We start from the raw sequence: 25,752 nt of genomic DNA on the forward strand, positions 1-25,752 counted from the left end.
TTATTCCAGTTGACCGAACTGCCTGAACCTACTATAACCCACACAAATAGGGCTTTGTCATATTTGTGTGTTCCTTCGTTTATACTTTTTAGAGTAAAGCTTATGCCAACAAATGGATAATAAGTAACATAACTTAATCTGATCAAACTTATATCACTTTTGAGCCTTTGTACCTATCAACCCTACACCAAGGTATACGATGATGATTTTAACTCATTAAAATAAGATCGCAGAAGTTAATCCCTGATGTATTCCAGGGTTTGCACCAGATCACCGAATCTTATTTCCTTAGGGTAACCTTCAGAATTATACTCGTATTCAATTTTAGTATCATTTGCATAGAATATATCTGTTTTGATTTCTACAGGATTATTGGGACTAAAAAAGGCGATAAATTGATGCCCAGTTGATAAAATAGAATTTTCAGGAGCAAAGAATACATCAATGAACGGGCTTCCAACTCCGCGCCAAGGGTTTTTCTTTGCATCATAAGTAATCCGTGTTGTGTACTCCTTTATAGATAGGGTAGTATCATCCAGCCTAAAGAGTTCCTCCTTGATTACATTCCCCCAATCATCAAAAGAAAGCAACAGAGCATGGGATGGTCCAAAGTCTCCCCCAATGTTGACGCGTTTTGGCCTTCCTCCCGTGTCATATACAAATGAATAAGTACGGGTAGTACGAAAGCCCCGATCAAATTCGGTCACTGTAGCCGACTTCAACCTCCCCGTTTTATCATAAATAAGAGTGTCACTATCCTCGGGGTATTGTGCGTGAATGAGGCGCCTGTTATTGTCATAAGTATAACTAGAACTAAAGAGCGACCCAATTATCTCACTTTTACCCCTATATTCTGTAAGTAAGCCACTCCTGTAAGTATAAGTGAAAGTCAGAAGGTCATTTACATTGATTCTGGTATTCTTAACAAGGACTTTTGAAAGCCTAGGTTCAGAAGGAAGATGAGTCTCTTCATCCTCATCGGAGCAGGAATAAGATAACAATGAAAGGAGTAGAAGCATGTAAAACAGAATCTGCTTCAAAGGAATGGGAAGTACCATTTAAAAGTATAAACTTCTTATTATCAGGTGGATAAAATAATTCTATTTATTGGGTGTTGTTTAGTAGTATTAGACTTTTCAATACTGTTCCATCGCAACTAAAAAAGAAAAAGCCTTGTAAGTTTTGGCTTACAAGGCTTTTAGTTGTTACTAGTGCGCGCGGGGAGATTCGAACTCCCACACCCGTAGGGCACCACCCCCTCAAGATGGCGTGTCTACCAGTTTCACCACGTGCGCAAATCACGAACAAGGCTTTTCCCCGTTTGATGGTACAAATGTATACTATCCTTTCATTCTGTGCAAATCCTTTTCTAAAACTTTTAATCCTTCACTAAGCTTCAATCTTAGAAATAACAGTAACCACCATCTACTTACATTTATTCAATACAACAATAAGCTCTATAGCAGAGTTACTGATTTTCCACATTAACTTAAATAATCGAGACATTTGTAACAATACGAATTACATACATCGTACAAATCTATTCAAGCTTGCTCTTATAAAACAAACACTTAAATTTAAACATATAAACAAATGCTGCAACATATAAAAACCATATATAAATCAGGAAAGGCATTAAGGAACCTTGAAAAATAGGTCAAAGTTAAAACATAAAATGAATCACTTTAATTTTAACAATACTGACCATTACCAATATATGCACACAGAAGCCATTTTACTTCAAGCAATCAGTTAAGAGATTAAATTAACTGTTTAATAAAACAATCTAATTTAAACTACAACATCACCACATCTATTATTAATATAAACTTATAATTCATATTTACATTCTAAAACAAAACCCAACTTAGCAATATAACACCTTAAAATAAACAGGTTAAATAGTAATAAATATTTTCTAGCAATAAAGCCTATTTTACAACAACTATCTACTTAAAAAATATATTATTAAATAATCATTCACTTAACACTTTAAAATAACGTATTGCTTACATCCTCGAAATCAAGCTGAAACAGATTAAATTAAAATAGATGGCATAATAAAAAATTCCATCTACCAACATCTAATTAAACAATAATCAACCCGCAACAAGAATGATATCAATACACAAACTTTATAAATAATATATAACGACAATAGAAATTTAACATAACAAACTAGGTGTTAATAAAATCTACAACAATGATATCAAACCTGCGTATAGCATTAAGGTGTTAAACAATATTTCTACTTCACTAAAGCAGAGTTGTCACTTCATTTTTATTGCTCCCTTAATTGAAAGTGGCCTAACAACATTTAAAGTTAAACAAGAACACAAAAATCATATACCCCTGTATATCAAATCATAATACAGTCATATAATACACTAAGCTTTAAATCTTACGATAGGCTTTTCAACACAGTCAAGTCACTTCTAGGACTTGTAGGCAATTCTGCCAAGGAACAATGCTAAAATTTTTATCATTAATAACTTCTAGGTTGTCACGTTTTCTATAAATAACTACACTTTGATTAATCGAGAAGGAAATAGAAAACTAATTTTCTAATAAATAGTAGTTATTACAGAAACTAAAAATAACGAATTAAAGGCCTTAAACATTAGCAACTAAACACTTTATTTTTGTTTTAATATATTACCGTTAATGGATCAACGCAGAAAAGAATGGATTGAAACGTTTGCTAAAGCTGGATACGTTGCAAAAGGCATGGTGTACGTACTTGTTGGGGTCCTAACAGCTATGTCTGCTTTTGGCGTGGGAGGACAGAAATCCTCAAATTCTGATGCTTTACTTCAAGTCAAATCACTTCCGGGAGGGAGTTTTTTGTTAGGCATTCTAGCTGCGGGGTTAGGCGGGTATAGTTTGTGGCGCTTTGTACAAGCAATAAAAGATACAGAGCATAAAGGCAATAGCGGCAAAGGATTGTTGAAAAGAGCAGCTTATGCCTTTAGTGGGTTTATCTACGGAGCTTTAGCGATATTAGCTTTCAAAATAGGTACAGGAACACAGACAAATTCTGGTGGAGAGGGTAATAGGGAGCAGATGATTTCCACCGAATTATTAAGTAAACCATTCGGGATGTACCTGGCGATAATTATTGGCTTAATTACCATCGGAAACGGTATCTACCAAATCAAAAAAGCAGTGACTGGTTCTTTCATGAAAGAGGTGAAAGGCCTTCCAATTGACAGGTTTAATTTACTGAAAAGAGCAGGCCAATGGGGCTTTGCTGCCCGCGGAATTGTCTTTAGTATTATTGGTTTCCTATTTGTGAGAGCCGCCTGGTTACACAGGCCTGAAGAAGCAGAAGGAACCAAAGGAGCATTTACTTTTCTACAGACCTCCCCTTTCGGGAATGTTTTGTTAGCCATTGTATCGCTGGGATTGATTGGGTACGGTATCTTTATGTTTGTGCAGGCAAAGTACAGTGACATCTCTGTAGACTGATTCAGCAGCTGCCCTCCCCCACCTCCTTGATTGCTATAGAAAATGTTAGGGCAGCAACTTACAAAGCCTATACTCTTTACTTTCAAGGATAAAGACACCACTTACGGCTTCTACCTTCTTCCAAAGCGGCTCATATGGCAGATACTTGCTATCTTCCGGCCATGCAAACGTTACCTTTTTATATAGTGGATGTTTTCGCCAATGCTCCTTACAAGGGAAACCAGCTGGCAGTATTCCAAAATGCAGATAGCCTCAGCACAGAGCAGATGCAGCAGATAGCCCAGGAAATTGGGTTCGCAGAATCGTCCTTTATTCTTTCAGATAAGCCTTCTGAGAATGGCTTTGAGACAAAGATCTTCACGGTAGAATATGAAGTTCCCTTCGCCGGACATCCAACGCTGGGCACTGCCTTTGTGATTCAGCAGTTCCTGGTGCAGAAACAAATACAAGATTTAAGCTTGAGCCTGAAAGTAGGCCAGATTCCGGTTTCAATCACCTACGCCAACGATTCACCTGATTTTCTTTTGATGCGCCAGATCAATCCCTTTTTTGGCGAAACTATAGCCAAAGCAGAAATTGCTGATCTTTTCGGCTTGCCCGCAGAAGCCTTGCACCCAGATTTTCCGGTGCAGGAAGTATCCACCGGGTTGCCGTTCCTCATAATTCCGGTTCATCGTCTTGCAGACATCCAGAAACTACAAACCCAGCCTGAGAAGTTGCTCTCCTTTCTGCAGCACCACGGGCTATATAAATCGCAGCGGGCAGACGGTATGACGGTAGCATTTTACTTCTTCTGTCCCGAGACCTACTCCCCAGAGCACCAACTTAACGCCCGCATGCTGGCCTTGGAGAACGGAAGAGTGATTGAAGATGCCGCTACCGGAAGTGCCAACGGCTGCCTGTTGGCCTACCTCCTGAAGCATCACTACTTCGGCAAGGATGAAGTGGAGGTTTTGGTGGAGCAAGGCTACGAAATCAACCGCAACTCTACCATCAAGCTGAAAGGCCGACAAACCGATGCAAAAAATTATGAGCTTTTTGTAGGCGGCCAGGTGCAACTTATCGCGAAAGGGGAATGGTATGTACGCTAGTCTAATCAAGTTGCCAAAACCATATCGCTTATGGCTCCCGCTGTTGATGTGGCTGGGGGTTTCCCTGTTTTCGAAGAGTTTTGCCCAAAACAGCCCCAAAACAGACTCTGCGTTTGTTCTTCGCCCCAGCCAGGTCTTTGACGGGCAGGAACTGCACAAGAACTGGGTTGTAGTGGTGCAGGGCGAGCGAATTACCGCTGCCGGCCCCGCTTCCTCCCTCACCCTGCCACAGAATGCCCGCACCATTGACCTTCCTGACCAAACCCTGATGCCGGGGCTTATTGAAGGGCACTCGCACTTACTTTTGCACCCATACAACGAGACCTCCTGGAACGATCAGGTCTTGAAGGAGCCCGATGCCCTGCGGGTGGCCCGTGCTACGGTACACGCCAGAAACACGCTTTTGGCCGGCTTCACCACCGTTCGAGATTTGGGTTCTGAAGGAGCCGAGTATGCCGATGTAGGCCTGAAACAAGCCATCGACCAGGGAATTATTCCGGGGCCGCGCATGCTGGTGGCGGGCAAAGCCATCATTGCTACGGGCAGCTACGGCCCTAAAGGTTTTGATCCCGCGTTTGAGGTACCCCAGGGAGCCGAGGCCGCCGACGGCGTAGACAACATCACCCGTGTGGTACGGGATCAGATTGGTAAAGGAGCCGATATCATCAAAGTGTACGCTGATTACCGCTGGGGACCGAACGGAGAAGCCCTGCCCACCTTTACTCTGGCCGAGTTGAAGCTGATGGTAGAAGTTGCGTCCAGCAGCGGTCGTCCGGTGGTGGCGCACGCCAGTACCCCAGAGGGAATGCGGAGAGCCGCCGAGGCCGGGATTGAAACCATTGAGCACGGTGACAACGGCACCCCTGAAGTATTCAAGCTGATGGCGAAGAAAAACGTGGCCCTCTGCCCTACCCTGGCCGCCGGAGATGCCATTCTGCAATATAACGGCTGGCGCAAAGGCACTGATCCGGAGCCTGCCCGCATCACCCAAAAGCGAAACAGCTTTAAAGCCGCTCTTGCCGCCAAGGTGCCCATTAGCGTAGGCGGTGACGTAGGCGTGTTCACTCATGGCGACAATGCCCGTGAACTGGAGATGCTGGTAGATTACGGCATGCCAACCTTAGAAGTAGTACGGGCAGCCACCGCAGGAAACGCCAAGCTATTTCACCTGGATAACCGGCTGGGCAGGGTAAAAGAAGGCCTACTAGCCGATTTGATTTCGGTGTCAGGAGATCCCACCAAAGACATATCGGCGGTAAGAAAAGTACGGCTGGTGATGAAAGGCGGCAAGATTTACCGGCAGCGGTAGTTCTGCACACCAGTAAAAAGGAAGAAGCTGTTTTGGGCCTGATTACAATAAAACAGGCCTAAAACAGCTTCTTTGTTTTAGGTTTCTCTATAAACTTGCCACAAACGCCAACTGCTCACCGGTTGGGCTTACTGCCAGGCGGGTGATGGTTTTGATGCCGTGCTTGCTCAGATCAGCGATCTCTTTCCAGCGTGGATCGGTGCCGGGGCGGTAGACAAATATTTTGGCTCCCTGGGCCATGAGCAACCGTCCATCTGGTAGCCAGGCAAAATCCTGACTGCCCGGTAAGGCTTGAATCAGGGTTTCCCTGGCTCCGGTTTTCAGGGTCAATTGCTTGATTTCAGCAATGGAATCTGAAACAGGAACTAGATAGCTGATGGCCGCCTTCCGGGGTACTCTATGCAGGCTTCGGCCTACTGGCTCCTCCAGCTTCACGGGCTCTCCTCCTTTGGTGGCTCCCACGTATAAACTCATGGGTGGCTGGTCACGGAACGCGGCCATAAGCAAGGTATCTGGGTTATACCAAACATGATAGCCTATCAACTGAGGCATTTTCATGAGCAAGGCAGGCTGGCCGGAACCCGGCTTTAACGGAAAGCGCCAGAGATGCTGTTCTTTTCCCCGCACCACAGAGAAGGTCTTGCCATCTGGCGTAACCAGCGGTGAGTACTCGGCCTCCGGAGTACTGGTGAGCTGTTCCGTTTTTTTGCTTTCCAGAGAGTATTGAAAGATATCGGTTTGCTGGTCGTCTTGCTGGGAGGCATACAAAATAAACTTGCCGTCTGGAGTGAAGCTGGGCTGATTGTCATAGCCAGAACGCTGCGTGATATTGGTGGGCTGCCCCACTTGCAGCGTCTCTTTCTGTTTTTTCAGGAAAACCAGGAAAATCTCAGTGTCCGGGATGCCCTGACCTGCCGCTTCTCCACCTACTATCCCTAGCCAAACCAAGAGCAAACTCCTTTTGAAGACTTTCATAGAAAACAGGTTGTAAACGGGTGTTATACTTAACATATAATCTAAGCTACAGGCATATTAAAGCTTTGCCTCGCTCATGCTGCGCAAAACGGATAAAGTGTTCTGCACATGTTCCAGAGGTTTGGTCATGGAATTAAAGGAATACCGGATGGTGCCCTGCTGATCTATCACAAAGGTGACCCTACCGGGAATGAAACCCAGGGTTTTGCCTACCCGGAACTGCTTCCTTACTTTTCCGCCTTCATCGGCTAGCAAAACGAAGGGCAGGTTATGTTTCTGGGCAAATTTCCCGTGAGAGGCAGCATCATCTGAGCTCACCCCAATCACTTCGGCGCCTTGGCCTTTGAAGTCTTCGTACAGGTCCCGGAAAAAGCAGGCTTCTTTGGTGCAGCCGGGCGTATCATCTTTGGGGTAGAAATACAGCACCACATTTTTCTCCTTCAGGATATCAGATAACCGAACAAGCTGTCCGGCCTGGTTTGGCAATTCAAAATCAGGGGCTTTTTCTCCTTCTTTTAACATAGTTCTTGGTGAGTTTACGCCGCTGCCCGCGGCAGGACAAATTAGTGCAACTCCTTGAATTTACCTCGGTTTGATGCTCATTGTTTTAAACAATCAACCATTCTCTCCTCTTAAGGAATAAGCACCTCTTAATCCTAGCAAAACCACTCGTTCGGGAGATGTTAAAACAAAGAGGCGCTTCTCTTATAATGAGAAACGCCTCCTTGTTTTAAGCCTGAATATGGAAAAACAGCACCAAAACTGATTAAACTTCTTCCGCTTTCAGATCCTGCATGGGGCGCAGGAAGAAATCATTAAGCGGCTTTACGGCTTTCATGGCTCCCAGACATTCCTCGTAGAGGCGTTCACTGGTGACCACTTCATCCGGTAGCATGTACGTGGTGTTCCAGCTTTTGTGCCGAAGCAGCTCTATGGCCGGGTTCTCGCTGTCATAGCCTTTGGGAGTGGTTTTCAGTTTCTCCCCGCCCACCCCGTTGTAGTATTTCTTAAAGGTAGGATCGTTTAAGAGCGCCTTTAGCTCCTCATAATTGTAGTCTATCTCCTGCCGAATGGCTTTCAACTCTGGTGCGGGCGGCATCCAAACCCCGCCGGCCAGGAAAGATCCATCATCTGGGCTGATGTGCAGGTAAAAGCCGGGGTTGATGGTCTTGCGGCCGCCTTCGGCCATGTAGGCGCAGATGTGCTCTTTATAAGGCCGCTTGTCGTTTGAGAACCGAACATCGCGGTAGATCCGAAACATGAGGTCTTTGGGTTCCTGTCCGTCCAGAGCAGGTTCAAAGGCAACGGCTCCTTTCAGGAGGGTGCGCAGGAAAGAGATAAAATCCTGACGGGCGGCCTCGTAGCGGCTGCGGTTCTTCTCAAACCATTCCCGTTGGTTATTCTGGCGAAGGTCCCGGATAAAATCTAAGGTAGATTGGTCTAGGTATTTTTTCATGAGGTCTCGTTAGATGGGCTTGTGCCGTGGGCAGAACAAACAAGGGTAAAAGTAAGTTCTTCCGGCCAGTTCCCGCAACAAAACGTCTTTCCTCCCCTAAAATTCTGTTTCAGCCCTACTTTGATAGAAACAGACCTAAAACAGCCGATAGGATACCTGCATAGAAGCGATTACTCCATTTCAGGTAACGAACTCAGGAAATCACCTCAACTGGTGCGGGTCATGGTGAAGCACAGTTTCTTCTTCCAGGCAGTGGAGTTCTGGCAGCAGGTCTACCTTTAATTGCAATTGAGAAGCGGCTGTAAGGGAGAAGCAGAGAACCTGTTCGGTGCCCCAGGGAATGTCAGTAAACAATTCAGGCACCAGGTAATTCAGGCCCAGCAGGTAATAACCTCCGCTTTTAGCAGGCCCAAAGACCACATCGCTGGTTTCTAGCTTTTGGTAGGCCTCTTGCAGTAACTCAGGTGTAAGGTTAGGACAATCACTCCCCACCATGATGATTGGCGAGTAACCTTCTACCAGCCCTTTGGCAAACAAAAACTGCAGACGGTAGCCCACTTCTCTGTCAATTGGTACCTGTTGCCGCTCCCATGAACCATCAAACCGGAAATCCTCAGCCGCAAGGTTTTCTTCCTGGCAAACCCATTTGGTGACGGGTACAGGAAAGTTATTAATGTGGGATTGCTCTGAAAAGTGATTGAAAACCTGATACACTTGCTCACCTCCAAAGGAATGAGCCGGATGTGGCTTTGTTTTGCCTACCTCAAGAGTTTGGACTAAAATGAGCAGTAAACGTTTCGTCATAGAGGTATACCCTGCCAAAAGATACTACACAAGGGAAAAGGGAATAATTAGCTTTCCTGTATGATTAGGGAAGTTCATCAGTTACTAATAGAAAGAAAACGCCTCTTTATTTAAAGAAGTAAAAAACTCAACTCCAGGGGAATCTTATTTACTGTTGCTGTTACCCATCACGTACATTTCCTCCAGCGTAGGGTTTACGCTTCCTCCTTCCGGCTCCAGGGTCACGGCAAAGGCTTGGGCCTCTTCAATGGCTTTCATGCGCTGCAAGGTACTGTCGGTGGATTTCACCACCCCGGCGTCTATGGGTTTGCCCTGCGCCAGGGCCCATAGCTGGTATTGCCGACCGGTAGGAGCCTTGGGCAAGCTGGAGGCATCAAAGTAAACCTCTTTGGTTTCCTGGTTCCAGAACACAGTGGCCTGGGCATCGGGGTGCTGGGTTACGCCTTTCAACTGCACCAACACGGTACTGGGGTTACGGAGCACTCCCAGTAAACTCTCTGATTGGAAATTCCGCTGCTCCAGCTGACTGACCTGCAAGGCATACTGCCGGGAGTCCTGGCGGGCAAGTGCCAACTCAGACCGGGTGTTCCGTAAGTTGCTGTAGAGGTACACGTTGAAGCCCACACTCAAAACCAGCAATACTGCTGCCACCATCTGCCACCAGCGGGAATTAGACCGTTCTGTAAACTCCTCTGTGGCACTTGGGTTTAAAGGCAGAACCCGGCCGTTGACCGGCGTGGTTTCTTTGCGGGGCGGGGTAACCGCCTCCATCTGGCGGATGATCTGATCTTCCAGTTCAGGGCGTGGGGCTTTGGCGTGGGTTAAAGCATAGGCTTCCATGGTACGGAGGCATTCCTCCAAAGCCATGCGTACCTGGGGGTGTTGCGCAGCTAATCGGTCCACCTCTGCACTCTCGGCAGGGGTCAGTCCACCGGCTGCGTACAGCTCCAGCACTCCTGAATCTATATACTCCTGTATGTTCAACTCTATTTGATTAATTTGCTCAAGAATTTAATGGCCATCCGAGCCCGGGTTTTCACCGTTCCCAATGGAATATTCAGCTCTTCTGCCACTTCGCTCTGGGTGAAACCGTTAAAGTACATTAAATCTATGATTACTTTCTGATCCGGGTTCAATTGTTCGGTCATTTCCTGCAACCCGATGTGGTCTGGCTTGATTCCGTCACTGCTTACCATGTGCGTGGTAACGGTGTTTTCCATGGGCTGCGTTTTAGAACTTACGCGGTATTGTTTTGAGCGGATTTTATCAATGGCGAGATTTCTGGCTATGTTGAGCATCCAGGTAAACAACCGGCCCTTCTGCTCATCATAGGTAGGAAAAGCGGACCAGATCTTCACGAAACTTTCCTGCAATACGTCCTCGGCTACCTCTTCCTGCTTCACAATACGGAGGATCACCCCGTACAAAGCTGCCGAGTAGTTACGGTAAAGAAGAGTGATGGCTTTCTGGTCCTGTGCCCGCAACTGGGCCACCAGTTTCTCTTCTGATGAAATATTAGATGATGTATCCAACCAATAAAGGTGTTAAGCCGCGCATGTTTGGTGCCGACAGTGATGACTATGCAGGGGAAATGGATGCTCCATGCTTTACGTACTTTTGTAAACACCGTAAGTGGGGGAATGTTTGAAGCAGGTAAAGCCGAAATTCAAAACTCCGTATTAGTACGCTGCCTAGAGGATTTGGTTTGGGGCATTTTACAAAAAATCAGTTCAGGAATAGCCCAGCACTTTATACGTAACAAACCCTACCCATTCATGAATCAGATGCGACCATTTCCAGAGCGCCTCGGGATTGGGGATGAGCAGGTCATCCAGGTGAAAGCTGCGGTCATGGGTCTGGAAATCGGCGGGGAAAGTATCCACCGGCAGCCCTACTTTGTCAAAGCAGCCTTTGGCTCTACGCATGTGAAACGCCGAGGTGATCAGCACCAGCTTCTTCAAATGACGTTGCCCCTGGAGAAGTTCTTTGGTGAACTGGACGTTCTCGCGGGTGTTATGGCTGCGCTCTTCCAGCAGCAGATCCAGGGCCGGAACCCCGGCATACAAGGCGGTTTGCTGCAGATTGCTGGCCTCTGTCTTGGCTACCTTTTTTATCGCCCCTGAGCCGCCGGAGATGACGATTTTCTTCACCTTCCCCATTTTGTAGAGCTGAATGGCATCTAAGATACGTTCGGCCCCCTCGCGGTAATGCACCCGGTCATGCGGTGATTTGTTTACTTCGGTTACCCCGGTGAGCACAATGGCGGCGTCATATTGAGCTACGTCCCGCATTAAGATGGGCGATGGCTCCCAGGCCAACCAGGCTTCGTTCAGCAGAAAAGGATTGGTGAAGAACAGCAACAGGAGAATACCGGCACCGTAGGCTTTTCGTTTTTTAGCCGGATTTCTGAAAAGAAGCCCTAAAACAAGCAGGATAATGATCCAAAGCAGCGGAGAAACTAAGTACTGGAGAAGTTTAGAAAGCAGGAAAAACATAGAAAGTAAGAAGCCACATGGCAAGCCGCGCGCGCACCACGGTACACCACGCTACCAGGAACCTGTGGAAAGCAATTTTTCAAATTCAACTACCAAAGAAACGCCGGATCACCCAAAGCACCAAACTGAGCAGCAGGCTTAGCAGCAGCATGGTAGTGAACGGGGCGAAGACTTTGAACCCAGGCCGCTCTACCCGCACATCGCCGGGCAAGCGCCCAAACCAGTCCAGGCGCGGACCAGCCAACCACAGCAACAGCCCTATACCGGCAATGACTAATCCCAGAACAACTAAATACTTTCCTATGGGCTGCATCCTTTTCTTAACTTTTTAGCTCTTTTGTGTAAATAAACTCAGACATGCGGTTTAGTAAAACAACACGCTTCTTTACCGGGCAAGAAGCCAACTACCCGGCTATTAGCCCTTTTCAACTTATTCTCCTGCTGCTTGTGCTTGCCGTTTTACCTGTGTACGGCCAAACTTTTTTTGAGACAAAAAACATTTCCGTAGCTGCGCCAGGAAAGATAAACTTCTCTATTTCTCGTCCAGATTTTCAAGTTGCCCTCAAAACCAAGTCTGTTCCGGCTCCGCAGATAAGCGCTTCGGTGGCCCGGTTCAAACAAATCAAAGATAGCCTCAGCCTGCTTCAAAAAACACCTGCCCGGAAGCCCGGCCAAGCCACGCCGCAGACTTTGGGCACGGCAAGGCCGCCCAAAATAGAACACGGATTCTTTGGCCATGAGTTGCCCGGCATTCCCAATGACGATGACATGGCCATTTCCAACGCGGGGATGATTGTAAGCGTGATGAACGGCCGGATTGCCATCCACAATGAAGCTGGTACCATGCTAAAAAGCCAGTCGCTTTCGGCTTTCGCGCAAACGCCGGCCGTGAATGGGTTTGATCCGCACGTGGTGTATGACCCAGCCCAGGACCGGTTTGTGGTGGTTTTCCTGACGGGTAACGTAGCCGCCTCCAGCCAGATTCATGTGGCGGTGTCGGCCTCTGGTGATCCGCTGGGTAACTGGTACACTTATCACCTGAACGGCAATCCTTTGAACGATGGTACCTGGAGTGATTTCCCGGCCATTGCCCTTTCGCAGGAAGAACTCTATATCACCTGCAACACCTTTACCGATGGCTCGGTCCAGAACTCTGGTTTCCGGCAGTCGGTGATCTGGCAGTTGAGCAAACAGAAGCTGTTCTCGGGTCAGCCGTTAACCCTGGCAGATACCCGGTACCATCATTCCATCAAGCACAACGGCGTGGCCCTTTTCAACCTCACGCCCGTTAAAAGCAGTACCGTAGCCGGAACGCTGCCCTTTTACTTTCTCTCTAACGAGGCCATCACGGCCAACCAATCCAGCAAATTGGTTTTGGTTCGGCTTTCCTCCCCTCTAACCAGCAATTCGGCGGCAATCACCATAGTGGAGTGCTCAGGAGTTACTCCTTATACCTTACCTCCCAACGTTCGGCAAAAGAACTCCACCTATGTCTTTGACCGGAACGATGCCCGTATTTTGCAGGCCTTTCTGCACGGTGAGCGCATCCGGTTTGTGATGAATGCCTTGAACGCCTCAGAAGAAAACCCCAGAGCGGGCATTTACTACGGGCAAATCACCAACCTTCAATCGGTTACCCCCACGGTGCAGGCCAGCCTGGTGCCCGAGGCGCTGGATGCCGCCTTTCCGTCATTGGTGTACATGGGTTTGACGGAAACCGATCATGCTGCCCTGATTGTGTATGCGCACGCCTCTCCTTCTGAGTTCCCGGGTTTCTCGGGTGTTTTCGTGAATTCAGAGGGAGAGTTCTCGGCTCCGGTCCGCATCAGGGAAGGCGAGAACCATGTTCCCATCCTGGGTGACTACACCGGGGTAAGCCGACAGTTTAACAAACCCGGTATTGCGTGGGTCCAGGGTTGTGCCATTGTGGGCGCAGGGCCGGGTGGCGGAACACGGCAGCCGTATCTGGCCAAGATTGCAAGCCCCAACGTGCTAAGTTCCCCTTCCCCCGGGTATGCCAAAAGCACCAGAATACACCCCAATCCCACCTCAGCCCGGTTTACGTTACTGTTCAGGATGGAAAAACCGGCAGAACTCACCGTCACCCTGCATACTCTGGAAGGAAAGCTGGTGGCCGTTCTGCTAAAAGACCATGTGCGGGCGGGCGAAACTACCTTTCTTTTCAGCACAGATTCCCTGCCGGCAGGTGTATATGTCCTTTCCGGGGTGACTCCGCAAAAAGAAAAGGTCTTCCAGCAGCGCCTGGTGGTTACCAGATAACCTCTGTTTTCAAGCCGTTTTCCAGAAATCGGCCTTAAAACCTAACGCTGGTTCCTGTTTATTCCATTGCCGGCTTGCAAAGCACTCCTCTGATTTTTGAATACCTTTGCCCGCAGTTGTAACGTTAACAAACCCGTAAACCCCACCTGAATCCTGACTTTATGAATGCTGTTGGAATAATCCCTGCCCGTTTTGCTTCTACCCGATACCCTGGCAAACCCCTGGTGATGCTGGAAGGAAAATCCATGATCCAACGGGTGTACGAGCAGGCGAAAAAAGCCAACCTGCAGAAAGTGGTAGTGGCCACCGATGATGAGCGCATCTGGCAACACGTACAGGAATTTGGCGGAAAGGTGGTCATGACCTCCTCCCATCACCAAAGCGGCACCGACCGCTGCCAGGAAGCTTATTCCCAACTAGGTGAATTGTTTGACGTGGTGGTGAACATCCAGGGCGATGAGCCTTTCATCCAGCCCGAGCAGATCAATAAAGTTGTAGGCTGCTTTGCCCAACCCGAAGCCCAGATTGCCACCCTCATTAAACCTGTTCAGTCTCAGGAAGAACTCTTTAACCCCAACAGCCCGAAGGTAGTCATTGGAGCGCAGCAGCAGGCCTTGTACTTCAGCCGCCACCCCGTTCCATACCTGCGCGGCGTGGATCAGCAGGATTGGCTTTCGGCCCACGGGTTCTATAAGCACATCGGGATTTACGGTTACCGAAGCTCGGTGTTAGCCCAACTCACGCAACTTCAACCTTCTCCCCTGGAGAAAGCAGAGTCTTTGGAACAGCTCCGGTGGTTGGAGCATGGCTTTAAGATCATCACTGCCGTGACGGAGTTGGAAACTATTGGCATTGATACGCCAGCTGATTTGGAGAAAGCAGTTTTGTTTTTGCAGAGCCAAGGGTAAGTTTCCTTACAGTATTTGGTCCTGTAGTTTGCGATTGCTGGCGATGTGACCGCTGATCCAGTGACTCATGAACTTGATAGTTTCATAGTTACCCTCCGTGCGCTCACGGCCGCGGGGTCCAGTCTTCCGCGCTCGCGCTGTACCAGCTTCCTTTGCTCCCTTTCGGTCGCAATGCCTGTCGGCACCGGTACCTGCTAAGGCGCTCGCCCGAAAGACTGGAATCGGGGAAAGTAATAGAATCGGTGACGATATTGGTCCTCGTAGCCTCGTAGAGACAAGGCAGTGCCTTGTCTCCTACAACCATTACCTTTCCTTTCCATGGTTCAAGTCTGTGACTTGGACCTACCATGGTCGGCAGTTTGCAACTGCCGTGAGGCAATAGCCTCAAAGACAGGTCCTTAGATCCGCTGGCGCGAGCCTCCGGCTCGTGTCCGCACGTATTCCAGAATGTCTTTTCTAAGTAGTAGTAATAGCGTCTTTACCAGCTAGCCACTGCTTTTCTCACTTAAAACCAGACTGTTCTAGAAGCAACCTTTCAAACAACAGAATCCCTCATCAAAGAGGCAGGAGAATGTTCATCCCAATAGATATATCACCAATCGGGCTTCACCCTCAATCAAATAAAAAAAGCCTTCAATTCCGGCCTGTTTTGATGAAAACAGGCCTAAATCGAAGGCGTACCTTTGAGAAAATTACCGGCCTCAGCCTCCGGACTTCTTCGCTTTGTAGCCCATATCTATCAGAATCTGCAGTACTTTGTCTCTAAAATCGCCTTGGATGGTGATTTCGTTTTCTTTGGCGCTGCCGCCTACCCCACATTTGGTTTTCAGGGTTTTCCCCAGGGTCTGAAGATCGCTGTCCTGGCCTACGAAACCGGTGATGAGCGTAACCTGCTTGCCGCCCCGGCTTTTCTTATCTAGTTGCACGCGCAGGTTTTGCTGTTGCGGAGGCAGGGTTTGCACCTCCTCGCCTTGCTCGTATTCGTATTCAAAATCGGGGTTGGTGGAGTAGACCACGCCTTCCCGGCCTTTCTTGTTCTTACTCATAAAAATTATGCTTTTGCCTGTAAAGAGGCCACTACTTCTAACGACTGCGGAAACATCTGCACTGCAAACTCCTTCGCCAAGCCCATGAATTCGCCGTCGGCGTGGAAGTATTGGGGCTCTTCGCATTGTACGTGAACCGTGGCACAAGTGTGGAACTCGGCCAGACTGGAGGTGGCAATTTGTTTAGTCATGAGCCCATAGCTCAACTGAAAAGCCTCGGCTACGCCCACGTTCCGGATGAGGCAGACGTCCATCAAACCGTCCTGGATATCGGCCATGGGCGCAATGTAGGCGTTGTTCCCGTACTGTGACGCGTTGGCGAAGGCCACCACAAAGAACTCAGACGACAACTCCCGGTCTTTGATACGGACGGTGGTTTTCTGGGCTTTGAAGTTCCGGAACTCGCGCACCACTAATTGCACGTAGCTGCTCAAACCGCGTTTAGTGCTCTGGGCGAAAGCCGAACTTACCATGGCATCGAACCCAATCCCGGCGGTGCAGAAAAACGGATGGCCGTTGATGGTGCAGGAATCAATGCGGTGAAAAGTGGGGTGGTTGAGCAAAGCCAGGGCTTTGGGCAAAATCAGGGGAATGCCTAAGTGGCGGGCTAATCCGTTGCCCGAACCCTTGGGCAGAATACCCAGGGCGGAGGAAGTACCCTTGAGTCCGCGGGCTACTTCGTTCACCGTGCCATCGCCGCCAACGGCTACTACCAGGCGGGCCCCATCGGCGGCGGCTTGCTGCGCTAGTTCGGTGGCGTGTCCGGCGTACTCGGTAAAGATGAGCTCAGGTTTCCAACGGTTGGTATCCAGGTGTTGGGCAATCAAGTCGGGCACCGAGACGTTGCTCCGCACCCCAGATCTGGGGTTCAGAATAAAGCAGGCTTTCTCTTGGGCAACCGTCTCTTGCATGGATCTCTGGGGTATGTGGTCTGATGCAGCAGACTGCCGTGCCTTAAGAAATTCTGGCGTTAGTAAAGAGCGCAATTGCATGGGTCTGCCTTTCCTGTTTTTTGGCTGTTTTGGTAAAAATAAACAAAAAAGTGGTGCCACCAGAAGGCAGCACCACTTCCTATAAAAGGTTTGGTAACTTATGCACCAAGGCGCTCAATCAGGTCAGCAGCTCTGTTAGAGTAACCGAACTCATTGTCATACCAGCCTACTACTTTGGCCAGGGTACCGTTTACAGAAGTAAGCTCTGCATCAAAGATACAAGAGTGTGGGTTACCTACGATGTCAACCGATACGATTGGATCCTCAGTGTACTCCAGGATACCTTTCAGTTCATTGTCAGCAGCTTGTTTCATTGCCGCGTTGATTTCTTCTTTGGTTACCTCACGCTTCAGGATCACGGTAAGGTCTGTCAAAGAACCATCTGGAATTGGAACGCGCATGGCAATACCGTCCAGTTTCTTGTTCAGGTGAGGTAACACCAACCCAACTGCTCTGGCAGCACCAGTAGAAGTAGGCACAATAGACAAGGCAGCAGCACGGGCACGACGCAGGTCTGAGTGCGGTGCATCTTGCAGGTTCTGGTCAGCCGTGTAGGCGTGTACGGTGGTGATGTACCCTTTCTCAATCCCGAAAGCGGAATCCAATACTTTAGCCATTGGCGCCAGGCAGTTGGTGGTACATGAAGCGTTAGAAACGATGGTTTCTTCGCCAGTCAGGGTTTCTTCGTTCACACCCAATACTACCGTAGGGATGTTACCTTTAGCAGGAGCAGAGATCACCACTTTCTTGGCACCAGCCTCCAAGTGTCCGCCGGCACCTTTCTCATCTACGAAACGGCCAGTAGACTCCAATACTACGTCTACGTTCAGTTTACCCCAAGGCAAGTTCTTTGGCTCACGCTCAGCAAACACCTCAATGCGCTGACCGTTTACAGTGATGCTGTTTTCATCGGCAGAGATCTCCGCGTTGAAACGGCCATGCACTGAATCATATTTCAATAAATGGGCAAGCGTAGCGTTGTCAGTAAGATCGTTGATCGCTACTACTTCCACGTTTCCACGTTCTACCAGGGTCTTAAAGGTAAGACGGCCGATACGGCCGAAGCCATTGATGGCTACTCTTATTTTTTTAGACATGTTGAGTAAATTTTGTTCTTATTAAACCGCGGCAAGTTACATGTTCCCGCAGGCAAAACAAACTAAAAATTTTTGGGCTCATTTTGAGCTATTTAGCGTTTAAACGGATTTTTTTTGGGAAGGGTGCTTTGCAGATAAAAAAACGCCCTCTATATTTGCATCATCAAAACGGAAACATGGTCCGTTCGTCTAGGGGTTAGGACACCAGATTTTCATTCTGGTAACAGGGGTTCGATTCCCCTACGGACTACAGCAAAAGCCAGTAAGAAATCTCTTACTGGCTTTTTTCTTTTAACCGCTTACCTCTTTACGTACAACTTCTGCTTCTCTACCGTATTATATTACCAGGAAAGCCGATATCCGGGTGGGGCTTCTTGCCGATTCACCCAGCATAGGTTCAGTAGCTTGGACAGATCAGATGGGGCCTGTTACTCCGGTTGAAACATGTCTGGCCAGGCATGGTAAACAAGATCTCAGAAGGTCTGTTTCTCTGCTCCCCTCCTATTTACCCTTGCCACAACTTAATTTGGACATTAGTCTTACTTGATAAGTATCACACCAGTCGCGCAAGGAAGTGAGTTGATCAGGACGTGGAAGTGGCTCTTGGGATAAAATACGAACTTAACGTACTTAGCTGAATGGCGGCGGAGCCCGTCAACGTTTCGCCTAACCGTTAAATGCTAGTGTTATTTATTCTTCCTTTAACCTTGTCACGCTTCCTCTTAATCCAGGTCTATATCTCCAATAGGCTTTCTTGGCGGAAATCCAGTTAGCGTCTTCGTCTCCAATTTCCCATTCGGGCTCATCAGCCCAATAATAGATATCTTCTTCTTTTTTGAATGTCACATCATAGATTACCCCATTATAGTCGGGTTGCAATGGATAGAAACTAAACCTGCAGACATCTTCAAACTTCAACTCAAGTATTGTATTCTGATCAAATTGACGCTGAAATACTAGAGTAGCAACATTCTTATTGTCAAAGTGCATTGCTAATCTTTCATCTACGTATTCTCTTGTCGATATATGGACATCACGCAAGCAACTGTCATGGAAGTATCCATAGTTATGCAGCAGTTCTTCTATATCAGCTTTTGTTATAATCTCTTTCCACATATTTTCACTTGCGCCTGAGGGTTTGCAGCTTGGCGCAGGGCCAGATTTTCAGCACTAAAGCTCCTACGAAGAACAAATGTTTATTTTACAACATCATTTCTAAGAAGCTCTTCAGCCCGCCTTTTACAAGCCGCAAACGAATAGGGGTTCGTTGTTTTTTATATTACCCTTAAAACTTTGATTCAAATTCCACAATCCATTCAATCCCGTACTTGTCTCTAAACATTCCAAAGCATGATCCCTCAGGATTGTCTCCAATAGGCACTTCTATGTCCCCTTCTGCAGAAAGCCCATAAAATAATTTGTCAGCTTCTTCACGGCTTTCTGCACTAACAGATATTTTAGATCTATTTTCGTTTTCATTAACTTTTCCCATGAATCCGGGGACATCATTGCCAATTAAAACGTTATCACCAATTGGCAAAGAAATGTGCATTATCTTATTTGTCTCATCTTCTGCTACTGTATACTCAGGGTTCGATATATCTTTATAGCGTATGATTTTTGCAAACTTTCCGCCAAATACTGATCTGTAAAAGGTAAATGCTTCTTCGGCATTCCCATTGAAGTTAATGTGAGGATTAATTAGCGCCATAGTTATTAAATTGATTCCCAGGGTTCTAACATACTGCTTAACAGGAAAAGGAATAAGGTGTAATCGCGTCATAAAAGAGGTTGATTGCGACAAAGGTTACATGAATATGCTAGTATGAATTAGCGTAAGCCGCAATCACAATGAATCCAAACGTGATGGACTAACCGGCGGTGGTGGCCATAGACCAAGGCTAGAGTTTAGGTGTTGTTAGGCAAAGTTTTTCTAATTAAACTCTTCAAACAGCCAGTAGAATAAGTAGCCAACCAGTAACAGACGGAGCGCAATACTGATAAGAGAATATTTTACGCTCCCGCTTTCTAAAGTTATTGGCAGGACATTTTGCTCAGTCCATTCGCGGTTCATTTGCATTCCGAACTGGTAGTTCTCTTTATCCTTTGTTTCTAGTTTAAGTACCTGACCAGGTCCGAAGGTTGTGTTGATTTTTACAAGCTGGGCCGATTCGATACTGTCAAGGGGAATGTCCCACTTACCGCATTTAACCCTTTTGTCAGTCAGTAAGACTACAGCTCTCTGTGAAGTAGCCCAGTCCAAGCTTCTTTGTGTGGCTTTATTGCCTTTGGTCATTATTCCTTTTGAAGCGTCCGCTGCAAGTACAGTTTCATTAGGATATTGTGTAGAGTAGTTTCTCCTCACCTTTTCAGTACCGTAGATAGCGTCGGTTATTTTCTTCAGGATTTCCATTGTTGTTTTAAATTTGGCTAACGTACTGGGCTAAACTACGGCGAGGCCGTCGGCCGTAGCTTGTTGTTTATGCGATGTTGGGTGCTGCAATTTTAATTCACTAACCAATTGGCTTACTCTCTTTCTGTTCAGTCCAAACAGAGAAGGGAATCTACCATTTCCTGTGCCTATGTGTTTGACATTGATGTAGATGTAGTTTTCACTAGAAATCACAACCATCCTTTGCCCAAGCAAACCGTAAACCGAACTAATCTGTGCGGCAATCAGGTTTTTGTTCTTTTCAACAATTGTCCAACTCAAATTTTCTAAACAGGCGCTCACAGCCCTTTGATTGGTAGGAGCATCTAAACCTGTATAAACCTTCTGCAAATCATCTTCTATTAAGAATCTTAGCAATTGGTAGTTGAATAAGGTGCCTAGGACAATGAAGAGAGGCCACGTCGTAAATCCGCTAACCCGAGCTTCTTCATACTTCAGGGGTATAGCCGCTAATACCCATAAGGCAAAAAATATGAACAAACCTGCTATTGAACTGGTTTTATCTTTCCAATAGTCTTCGTTGCGCAGTCTCTCTGTTTCTATGGATTTATTTATTAGCTCTTTATTCATTTTACTTGTTGCACCTAACGGTTTCGTATAAACGACGCTCAAGGCCGTTGCTGAAGGGCGACGTTTATGCAGTATTAAGTGCTGATATTTTATTAATTTATTACTTCAGAAATGCTTTTAAGATAGAAATAATGAAAGGTTCCTTCCTGCACTCTAACATCAATTAGAGAAGATGGTGTCTTTAAACTTTTAAGAAGCTTATTTTTGCTCTTTTTATTTATTACTCCTTGTTCATAGAAATTGACAATTAAGTCAGAGTATTTTTGAGGCAATTCAACATCTACAAAAACACGAGGTACTACATAATAATAATTTTCTTTTGTATCTCTTAGTTTGATTATTTCTTGTACATCTTCAGGTCGTCCTTCAAAATGGAGTTTTGTCAAAAGGTCAACTAGTTCTTTATTAGTAGTTATCTCTCCTCTTACTACTCTTTCTGATAATTCCAAGTATGCAGGTCCAGAAATTAGTTCGTGACGCTTGAAAGTATCTAGTGTTCTTGCTAAGGGATTGTTCTCCATTGTTTGAGAATATGACATAAAGTTTCCGCTACAAATCAAAAAGCAGATGATTAATAACCTCATTTATGTAAATTATTTGCACCTAACGTTTAGTATATGCAAAGGCCGCAGCGAGGCAAGGGTTTTGTATATACAGTGTTAGGCAACCGTTATTTATTTTTTATTTTGCTCTGGTTTCTAAAGTATAGGTATCCAGAACATAATAACGGTTCTAATTATTTATCTACTGAAGCATATTATTGAGGTTGAACTTAAATTCATCATAAGTTTCATAGGTGAAATCTGGAATGGTGCTAAAATCATATTTATCCACTTCGCTTAAACCAAATTTATTATCAAATAGCTGAATACAATAAAATTTATCATCCTTCCAGATATCAATCATATAAGCACCAGAATCAAATGTGTGTACATCTGTTTTTTGGATTTTTGTATTAAGTTTTAGCTCTTCAATAATCTTCTCGACAATTTCTTTCATTATAATGTTGCCTAACTACTGTATATACCACAACATACGGTTATCTGCACTATGTATGTAACTCCAGCAGCTTGCTTTCGAGCCATCATGGTGGCTGTGTTTAAGAAGTAGTGTAGACAGGTACATGATCATATATGTTGTAGCTAATGTAACAGTTTGCTAGAGATTATCCAGCGAGCTGATGATCTTATCTAGGGCGTGAGCGGTGAGGTGGGTGTAGATCTTGGTGGTTTTGCTGTACTTGATCCAAACGGCCCCTCTTTCAGGCGCTTAGAGATAAAGGGGTAGCGATTTAAGACTTGGTGCCATTTGAGCATTACCATACCTATGACCTCAATAAACGGGGCTTGAAAAAGCTACCTGGCCAGCCTGCGAACCAAACCGCCACTATCGTCGGAAATCAGATTGCATTCACCCGGGATGAAACTATCTTTATGGACATATTCCAGAAATATTCGTTGGAGGAGATCTGGGAACTTGCCCATAGCTCAGGGTTTGAGCCTGTTTACTCCTGCTCTGATCCGAAGGACTGGTTTATGGATACGTTCTGGGCCGCGGTTTTAAGGCTGGATTTTCTAAACTAAGACGAAAATGAATAATCTATTGGAGCAATACAGGGTAGTAAGGAAACTCACCGAGGAGATCTGCGCCCCCCTGGAGAAAGAGGATTATGTGGTGCAGCCCATCGGGGACGTTAGCCCTCCCAAGTGGCACCTGGGGCACACGGCCTGGTTTTTCGAGACGTTCGTGCTCTTGCCCAACCTACCCGGCTACCGCGAGTATGACCCGCAATATAACTTCGTCTTCAACAGTTACTATGAGACGGTGGGCGCCCGGGTGGTGCGCACGGACAGGGGCAACCTGAGCCGTCCCTCGGTGGAAGATGTGTATTCCTATCGCCGCCATGTAGACAGGGGCATGGAGCACCTGCTGCAAACAGATCAGTTACCTTCAGATGTTTCTGAACTCATCATCCTGGGGCTTAATCATGAGCAGCAGCACCAGGAACTACTCTACACCGATATTAAGTACATCCTTGGCCACAACCCCCTGCTGCCGGTTTACAGCCCTCAGGTAAAAGTAAGTCAATCCCAGAATTCCACAGACGAGTTCCTGACCCTGGAAGCAGGGGTGTACGATATAGGCTTTGAAGGGGAAGGCTTCTGCTTTGACAATGAGTTGGGCCGGCATAAGGTGTACCTGCAGGAGTACAGGATAGCCCAAAACCTAGTCACCAACGGAGAATACCTGGCTTTTATAGAGGCCGGAGGCTACCGCGACTTCCGATTCTGGCACGCCGAAGGCTGGGATTGGGTCAGGCAAAAGAACGCCAGCCAGCCCCTGTACTGGCACCAGATGGACGGAAAGTGGATGCACTACACGCTTGCCGGCTTGCAGGAAATTCAGCTAAGTGAACCCGTCTGCCACGTCAGTTACTACGAGGCGGCCGCCTACGCCGCCTGGAAAGGGAAACGGCTGCCCACAGAGGCGGAGTGGGAAGTCGCTGCCGACAGGTTCTCCTGGGGCACCCGTTGGGAATGGACTAACAGCGCTTACCTGCCCTACCCCGGATTTACCCGGGCCCCGGGTGCAGTTGGGGAATACAACGGAAAGTTCATGGTGAACCAGATGGTGCTGCGCGGCGCCTCAGTGGCCACGCCCGCCCGTCACAGCCGCAAGACCTATCGCAATTTCTTCCACCCGCAGCACCAATGGCAGTTCACCGGAATCAGGCTCGCTGAGTAATCAGGCTATTTTATGAAAAGATTGCCCAAAAAATACCTGAAATTCACCAACACCCTATTCGTCGTCTTCTAGATGACTTTGCTAAGGCCTTTTGTGAACATTCTTTGAAGCTATGGTTTTAATGAAGGTTGGCTTGCCAAAGCAAGTCACGCGTAATACGTGATGTTTCCGGCGGCCAGCCACGCTGGCTTCCTTATCATTCTGGTATCCCGGGGTTTGGCAGAAAAGGTAGTTGCCAGGAATTAAGTATTTACTTTCTTAAGAAGAATGGTAGAGGAAAAGGTTCCCTAGTCAAAGGTGGGATTCAGTTTCAAAGTATGAATAAACACTCTGGTAGAAGTTTTTGTACTAGCTTACGATGTAACCTCTACGTTAGCTATTCTATACCTCTAAGGGCTTATTAATATTTGCTTTACTTATGGAAAAATTAGTGGTTCAAGGGGAGAGATACATGAAACTAGTCAAGGCTTGAGGTACTATGACCTAATTGTTCCACTCCTTGTCAAACTCTTCTTTTGGTATGATGTAATTATCAAATTCAGCCAAGTCTAGACTCTGATCACTCAGCATTCCAAAATCATCAGCAGGGTTCTCCAGGCTATACTTTAGTCTTTTGCCATTGCTATAAACTTCAATTTGCCGAATGGGCCACCCTGTTGGATCTACTTCAAAATAGTAAACAGGAATGCCCCATTCTTCATTTTCATAGAACACAACTTCATCCCAACTTCTTTTATAATACATGTTCATCTTGATAAAAGAAATTCTATAAAAAAAACTGACAGGGATAGAAAGTCCAGTTACCATCCGGTAAGTAGTTAGACCTTGCTCCACAATTAACTTGAAGTATTTGACCAGACACTCTTTTGCTTTCTAATTTATTTTATAAAGCTCATCTACTGAAGCACTATAAATCCATATATTTACCTTACTCAATATTTTATACCAACCTAAGTCTTTATTTGAAAAGGGTATACATGAAAAAACTTCTACTGCTGATTTTAACGCTGATTCCATATTTCTATTCATTTGCTCAAAACTCCCCATATCAGAAAAAGTTTGAAATAGGTAGTGTGCCTGCTATGAATATTTATAGCATGGCGATGGATAACGAAAAAAACTTCTACCTAACAGAAATGTCCAGAGTTGTGAAAGTGAAGGACGGAAAAATTCTTTTGGACTTCAGGGTAAATGTAGAGGATTACAATGCCGGGTATAATAATAGTGAGGGTGTGTTTTTAAGTCTGGTGGTTGATCAGGAACAATTCATCTATATTCTAAACGCACAGCAAAAACGCATTGAAAAGCATGATCAGAAAGGTAAGCTTATAAAGACGTTCCCTCCAGTAGAAGAAGAGATTTCTGGAGCAAATCTGAGGATACTTCTTGATCGAAATGATCATGTCACTCTATTTGATCCTATTAACCGGAAGGTTCACGTATATAACTCAGAAGGCGTTGTTCTAGAAACTATTACACTTGAAAACCCTAATCCAATCTGGAATTCAGATTACATAAACCTCACCTTTGATAACCAGAATAATTTTTATGTAGCTGAGGTCCAAACAAGTGCATGGAGTCCAACTGCCTACATAACACTCCTGAACCGTGAGGGTAAGATCATACAGCGTATCAGCGATGCTGTTATGAAAGAAACCGGGTTTAACAAGTCTTACGCCATAGCAATAGAGGTAGATAAAAACGGTGACCTCTACGCCTACAACAACGGTTCCATATACATCAATACAATCAATTGGCCTATCGTTGTCTTTTCTCCAGATGGCACTTTGAAAAAAAGACTTCCAATCAATGCGGAAAGGGGAAGTTTGATTTTTTTCGATGATGAGAATAATATGTACATGAAAATGGTTAGTACAACTGGAGACCACATCTTGAAATATGATCAGGAGCATAAGTTGGTTGAAAGAATAGGTAACCAGAGACGCCCTTATGAAGTTACCTTTGATAAACTTGACAATTTCTATGTACTGGATCATATAAAAGGACAACTCATTAAATACAATGCAGCAGGGGAGGAAGATAAAACCTTTAAACTAAACGTTG

General features: G+C 46.2%; 26 protein-coding genes and 2 tRNA genes. 8 read left to right on the forward strand and 20 right to left on the reverse strand.

From position 1 onward, the window contains the following. Positions 1-236: 236 nt before the first annotated feature. Positions 237-1,019, reverse strand: a complete 783-nt coding sequence (locus JT719_RS16555; RefSeq protein WP_207434496.1) for a hypothetical protein — start codon at positions 1,017-1,019, stop codon at positions 237-239. A gap of 193 nt (positions 1,020-1,212) precedes the next feature. Further along, positions 1,213-1,295, reverse strand: a tRNA-Leu gene (locus tag JT719_RS16560). A 1,369-nt stretch (positions 1,296-2,664) separates the two neighbouring features. Here JT719_RS16560 and JT719_RS16565 point away from each other — a divergent pair. From JT719_RS16565 to JT719_RS16575, 3 genes are all read left to right on the forward strand, one after another. Next, on the forward strand, positions 2,665-3,468 hold the full coding sequence (locus JT719_RS16565) for a DUF1206 domain-containing protein (protein ID WP_207434498.1): 804 nt from the start codon (positions 2,665-2,667) through the stop codon (positions 3,466-3,468). Between the two features lie 134 nt (positions 3,469-3,602). Continuing rightward, positions 3,603-4,559, forward strand: a complete 957-nt coding sequence (locus JT719_RS16570) for a PhzF family phenazine biosynthesis protein (protein ID WP_207434500.1) — start codon at positions 3,603-3,605, stop codon at positions 4,557-4,559. Beyond that, positions 4,549-5,868, forward strand: coding sequence for a metal-dependent hydrolase family protein (locus JT719_RS16575; RefSeq protein WP_242693312.1), 1,320 nt, complete (start codon positions 4,549-4,551; stop codon positions 5,866-5,868). Before JT719_RS16570 ends, JT719_RS16575 begins: the two co-directional genes overlap by 11 nt. A gap of 87 nt (positions 5,869-5,955) precedes the next feature. On the opposite strand, the gene JT719_RS16580 is transcribed toward JT719_RS16575, so the two are convergent. The 8 genes from JT719_RS16580 to JT719_RS16615 all read right to left on the reverse strand — a co-directional run bounded on the left by JT719_RS16580 (position 5,956) and on the right by JT719_RS16615 (position 11,911). After that, positions 5,956-6,843, reverse strand: a complete 888-nt coding sequence (locus JT719_RS16580; protein WP_207434502.1) for a TolB family protein — start codon at positions 6,841-6,843, stop codon at positions 5,956-5,958. Positions 6,844-6,900: 57 nt separating this feature from the next. Next, positions 6,901-7,365 (reverse strand): peroxiredoxin, encoded by a 465-nt coding sequence (locus tag JT719_RS16585; RefSeq protein WP_207434504.1) that lies wholly within the window; start codon positions 7,363-7,365, stop codon positions 6,901-6,903. A gap of 244 nt (positions 7,366-7,609) precedes the next feature. Then, positions 7,610-8,299, reverse strand: a complete 690-nt coding sequence (locus JT719_RS16590) for a DUF2461 domain-containing protein (protein ID WP_207434506.1) — start codon at positions 8,297-8,299, stop codon at positions 7,610-7,612. Between the two features lie 201 nt (positions 8,300-8,500). Then, positions 8,501-9,103 carry a DUF2064 domain-containing protein gene (locus JT719_RS16595; protein ID WP_207434508.1) on the reverse strand — a complete coding sequence of 201 codons (603 nt, stop codon included), beginning with the start codon at positions 9,101-9,103 and terminating at the stop codon, positions 8,501-8,503. Positions 9,104-9,247: 144 nt separating this feature from the next. Then, positions 9,248-10,087, reverse strand: coding sequence for an anti-sigma factor (locus tag JT719_RS16600; protein ID WP_207434510.1), 840 nt, complete (start codon positions 10,085-10,087; stop codon positions 9,248-9,250). A 2-nt stretch (positions 10,088-10,089) separates the two neighbouring features. Then, positions 10,090-10,635, reverse strand: a complete 546-nt coding sequence (locus JT719_RS16605; RefSeq protein WP_207434512.1) for an RNA polymerase sigma factor — start codon at positions 10,633-10,635, stop codon at positions 10,090-10,092. 198 nt (positions 10,636-10,833) lie between these two features. Beyond that, a complete protein-coding gene (locus tag JT719_RS16610; RefSeq protein WP_207434514.1) occupies positions 10,834-11,598 on the reverse strand; it encodes a YdcF family protein in 765 nt (254 codons plus the stop codon). A gap of 85 nt (positions 11,599-11,683) precedes the next feature. Further along, positions 11,684-11,911 (reverse strand): DUF2905 domain-containing protein, encoded by a 228-nt coding sequence (locus JT719_RS16615; protein ID WP_207434516.1) that lies wholly within the window; start codon positions 11,909-11,911, stop codon positions 11,684-11,686. A 290-nt stretch (positions 11,912-12,201) separates the two neighbouring features. Between JT719_RS16615 and JT719_RS16620 the strand changes: the two genes are divergently transcribed. Then, complete coding sequence (locus JT719_RS16620) at positions 12,202-13,878, forward strand: T9SS type A sorting domain-containing protein (RefSeq protein ID WP_207434518.1); 1,677 nt, start codon at positions 12,202-12,204, stop codon at positions 13,876-13,878. A 161-nt stretch (positions 13,879-14,039) separates the two neighbouring features. Then, a complete protein-coding gene (kdsB, locus tag JT719_RS16625; protein WP_207434519.1) occupies positions 14,040-14,786 on the forward strand; it encodes a 3-deoxy-manno-octulosonate cytidylyltransferase in 747 nt (248 codons plus the stop codon). Positions 14,787-15,487: 701 nt separating this feature from the next. On the opposite strand, the gene JT719_RS16630 is transcribed toward kdsB, so the two are convergent. The 3 genes from JT719_RS16630 to gap form a co-directional block, all read right to left on the reverse strand. After that, positions 15,488-15,832, reverse strand: a complete 345-nt coding sequence (locus JT719_RS16630; RefSeq protein WP_207434521.1) for a translation initiation factor — start codon at positions 15,830-15,832, stop codon at positions 15,488-15,490. 5 nt (positions 15,833-15,837) lie between these two features. Further along, positions 15,838-16,743: a diacylglycerol/lipid kinase family protein gene (locus tag JT719_RS16635; protein WP_207434523.1), complete on the reverse strand. Its 906-nt coding sequence runs from the start codon at positions 16,741-16,743 to the stop codon at positions 15,838-15,840. Positions 16,744-16,922: 179 nt separating this feature from the next. After that, positions 16,923-17,921 carry a type I glyceraldehyde-3-phosphate dehydrogenase gene (gene gap, locus JT719_RS16640; protein ID WP_207434529.1) on the reverse strand — a complete coding sequence of 333 codons (999 nt, stop codon included), beginning with the start codon at positions 17,919-17,921 and terminating at the stop codon, positions 16,923-16,925. A gap of 178 nt (positions 17,922-18,099) precedes the next feature. On the opposite strand from gap, the gene JT719_RS16645 reads away from it, so the two are divergent. Beyond that, a tRNA-Glu gene (locus JT719_RS16645) sits at positions 18,100-18,171 on the forward strand. Positions 18,172-18,611: 440 nt separating this feature from the next. Here JT719_RS16645 and JT719_RS16650 read toward each other — a convergent pair. From JT719_RS16650 to JT719_RS16675, 6 genes are all read right to left on the reverse strand, one after another. Next, a complete protein-coding gene (locus JT719_RS16650; RefSeq protein ID WP_207434534.1) occupies positions 18,612-19,037 on the reverse strand; it encodes a hypothetical protein in 426 nt (141 codons plus the stop codon). A gap of 169 nt (positions 19,038-19,206) precedes the next feature. Next, positions 19,207-19,632, reverse strand: a complete 426-nt coding sequence (locus JT719_RS16655) for a VOC family protein (RefSeq protein ID WP_207434536.1) — start codon at positions 19,630-19,632, stop codon at positions 19,207-19,209. 222 nt (positions 19,633-19,854) lie between these two features. Further along, positions 19,855-20,334 carry a hypothetical protein gene (locus JT719_RS16660; protein ID WP_207434538.1) on the reverse strand — a complete coding sequence of 160 codons (480 nt, stop codon included), beginning with the start codon at positions 20,332-20,334 and terminating at the stop codon, positions 19,855-19,857. A gap of 30 nt (positions 20,335-20,364) precedes the next feature. Continuing rightward, on the reverse strand, positions 20,365-20,943 hold the full coding sequence (locus JT719_RS16665) for a hypothetical protein (protein WP_207434540.1): 579 nt from the start codon (positions 20,941-20,943) through the stop codon (positions 20,365-20,367). A 92-nt stretch (positions 20,944-21,035) separates the two neighbouring features. Continuing rightward, positions 21,036-21,464 carry a hypothetical protein gene (locus JT719_RS16670; protein WP_207434542.1) on the reverse strand — a complete coding sequence of 143 codons (429 nt, stop codon included), beginning with the start codon at positions 21,462-21,464 and terminating at the stop codon, positions 21,036-21,038. Positions 21,465-21,687: 223 nt separating this feature from the next. Continuing rightward, complete coding sequence (locus tag JT719_RS16675; protein ID WP_207434544.1) at positions 21,688-21,942, reverse strand: hypothetical protein; 255 nt, start codon at positions 21,940-21,942, stop codon at positions 21,688-21,690. Positions 21,943-22,244: 302 nt separating this feature from the next. On the opposite strand from JT719_RS16675, the gene JT719_RS16680 reads away from it, so the two are divergent. Then, complete coding sequence (locus JT719_RS16680) at positions 22,245-22,526, forward strand: L-histidine N(alpha)-methyltransferase (protein ID WP_341350779.1); 282 nt, start codon at positions 22,245-22,247, stop codon at positions 22,524-22,526. A gap of 7 nt (positions 22,527-22,533) precedes the next feature. Continuing rightward, entirely contained in the window at positions 22,534-23,688 is a 1,155-nt protein-coding gene (egtB, locus tag JT719_RS16685) for an ergothioneine biosynthesis protein EgtB (RefSeq protein ID WP_207434551.1), read from the forward strand. A 483-nt stretch (positions 23,689-24,171) separates the two neighbouring features. On the opposite strand, the gene JT719_RS16690 is transcribed toward egtB, so the two are convergent. Continuing rightward, a complete protein-coding gene (locus JT719_RS16690; RefSeq protein WP_207434553.1) occupies positions 24,172-24,522 on the reverse strand; it encodes a hypothetical protein in 351 nt (116 codons plus the stop codon). Positions 24,523-25,752: the final 1,230 nt, after the last annotated feature.

Origin of the sequence: Sabulibacter ruber (assembly GCF_017355955.1) — a bacterium.
Lineage (GTDB): Bacteria > Bacteroidota > Bacteroidia > Cytophagales > Hymenobacteraceae > Nibribacter > Nibribacter ruber_A.

What these genes read in the sequence shown, in the direction of transcription:
- JT719_RS16555 (WP_207434496.1), bottom strand. Translation starts at nt 1,019, where the DNA reads ATGCTTCTACTCCTTTCATTGTTATCTTATTCCTGCTCCGATGAGGAT.
- JT719_RS16565 (WP_207434498.1), top strand. Translation starts at nt 2,665, where the DNA reads ATGGATCAACGCAGAAAAGAATGGATTGAAACGTTTGCTAAAGCTGGA.
- JT719_RS16570 (WP_207434500.1), top strand. Translation starts at nt 3,603, where the DNA reads ATGGCAGATACTTGCTATCTTCCGGCCATGCAAACGTTACCTTTTTAT.
- JT719_RS16575 (WP_242693312.1), top strand. Translation starts at nt 4,549, where the DNA reads ATGTACGCTAGTCTAATCAAGTTGCCAAAACCATATCGCTTATGGCTC.
- JT719_RS16580 (WP_207434502.1), bottom strand. Translation starts at nt 6,843, where the DNA reads ATGAAAGTCTTCAAAAGGAGTTTGCTCTTGGTTTGGCTAGGGATAGTA.
- JT719_RS16585 (WP_207434504.1), bottom strand. Translation starts at nt 7,365, where the DNA reads ATGTTAAAAGAAGGAGAAAAAGCCCCTGATTTTGAATTGCCAAACCAG.
- JT719_RS16590 (WP_207434506.1), bottom strand. Translation starts at nt 8,299, where the DNA reads ATGAAAAAATACCTAGACCAATCTACCTTAGATTTTATCCGGGACCTT.
- JT719_RS16595 (WP_207434508.1), bottom strand. Translation starts at nt 9,103, where the DNA reads ATGACGAAACGTTTACTGCTCATTTTAGTCCAAACTCTTGAGGTAGGC.
- JT719_RS16610 (WP_207434514.1), bottom strand. Translation starts at nt 11,598, where the DNA reads ATGTTTTTCCTGCTTTCTAAACTTCTCCAGTACTTAGTTTCTCCGCTG.
- JT719_RS16615 (WP_207434516.1), bottom strand. Translation starts at nt 11,911, where the DNA reads ATGCAGCCCATAGGAAAGTATTTAGTTGTTCTGGGATTAGTCATTGCC.
- kdsB (WP_207434519.1), top strand. Translation starts at nt 14,040, where the DNA reads ATGAATGCTGTTGGAATAATCCCTGCCCGTTTTGCTTCTACCCGATAC.
- JT719_RS16630 (WP_207434521.1), bottom strand. Translation starts at nt 15,832, where the DNA reads ATGAGTAAGAACAAGAAAGGCCGGGAAGGCGTGGTCTACTCCACCAAC.
- JT719_RS16635 (WP_207434523.1), bottom strand. Translation starts at nt 16,743, where the DNA reads ATGCAAGAGACGGTTGCCCAAGAGAAAGCCTGCTTTATTCTGAACCCC.
- gap (WP_207434529.1), bottom strand. Translation starts at nt 17,921, where the DNA reads ATGTCTAAAAAAATAAGAGTAGCCATCAATGGCTTCGGCCGTATCGGC.
- JT719_RS16650 (WP_207434534.1), bottom strand. Translation starts at nt 19,037, where the DNA reads ATGTGGAAAGAGATTATAACAAAAGCTGATATAGAAGAACTGCTGCAT.
- JT719_RS16655 (WP_207434536.1), bottom strand. Translation starts at nt 19,632, where the DNA reads ATGGCGCTAATTAATCCTCACATTAACTTCAATGGGAATGCCGAAGAA.
- JT719_RS16660 (WP_207434538.1), bottom strand. Translation starts at nt 20,334, where the DNA reads ATGGAAATCCTGAAGAAAATAACCGACGCTATCTACGGTACTGAAAAG.
- JT719_RS16665 (WP_207434540.1), bottom strand. Translation starts at nt 20,943, where the DNA reads ATGAATAAAGAGCTAATAAATAAATCCATAGAAACAGAGAGACTGCGC.
- JT719_RS16670 (WP_207434542.1), bottom strand. Translation starts at nt 21,464, where the DNA reads ATGGAGAACAATCCCTTAGCAAGAACACTAGATACTTTCAAGCGTCAC.
- JT719_RS16675 (WP_207434544.1), bottom strand. Translation starts at nt 21,942, where the DNA reads ATGAAAGAAATTGTCGAGAAGATTATTGAAGAGCTAAAACTTAATACA.
- egtB (WP_207434551.1), top strand. Translation starts at nt 22,534, where the DNA reads ATGAATAATCTATTGGAGCAATACAGGGTAGTAAGGAAACTCACCGAG.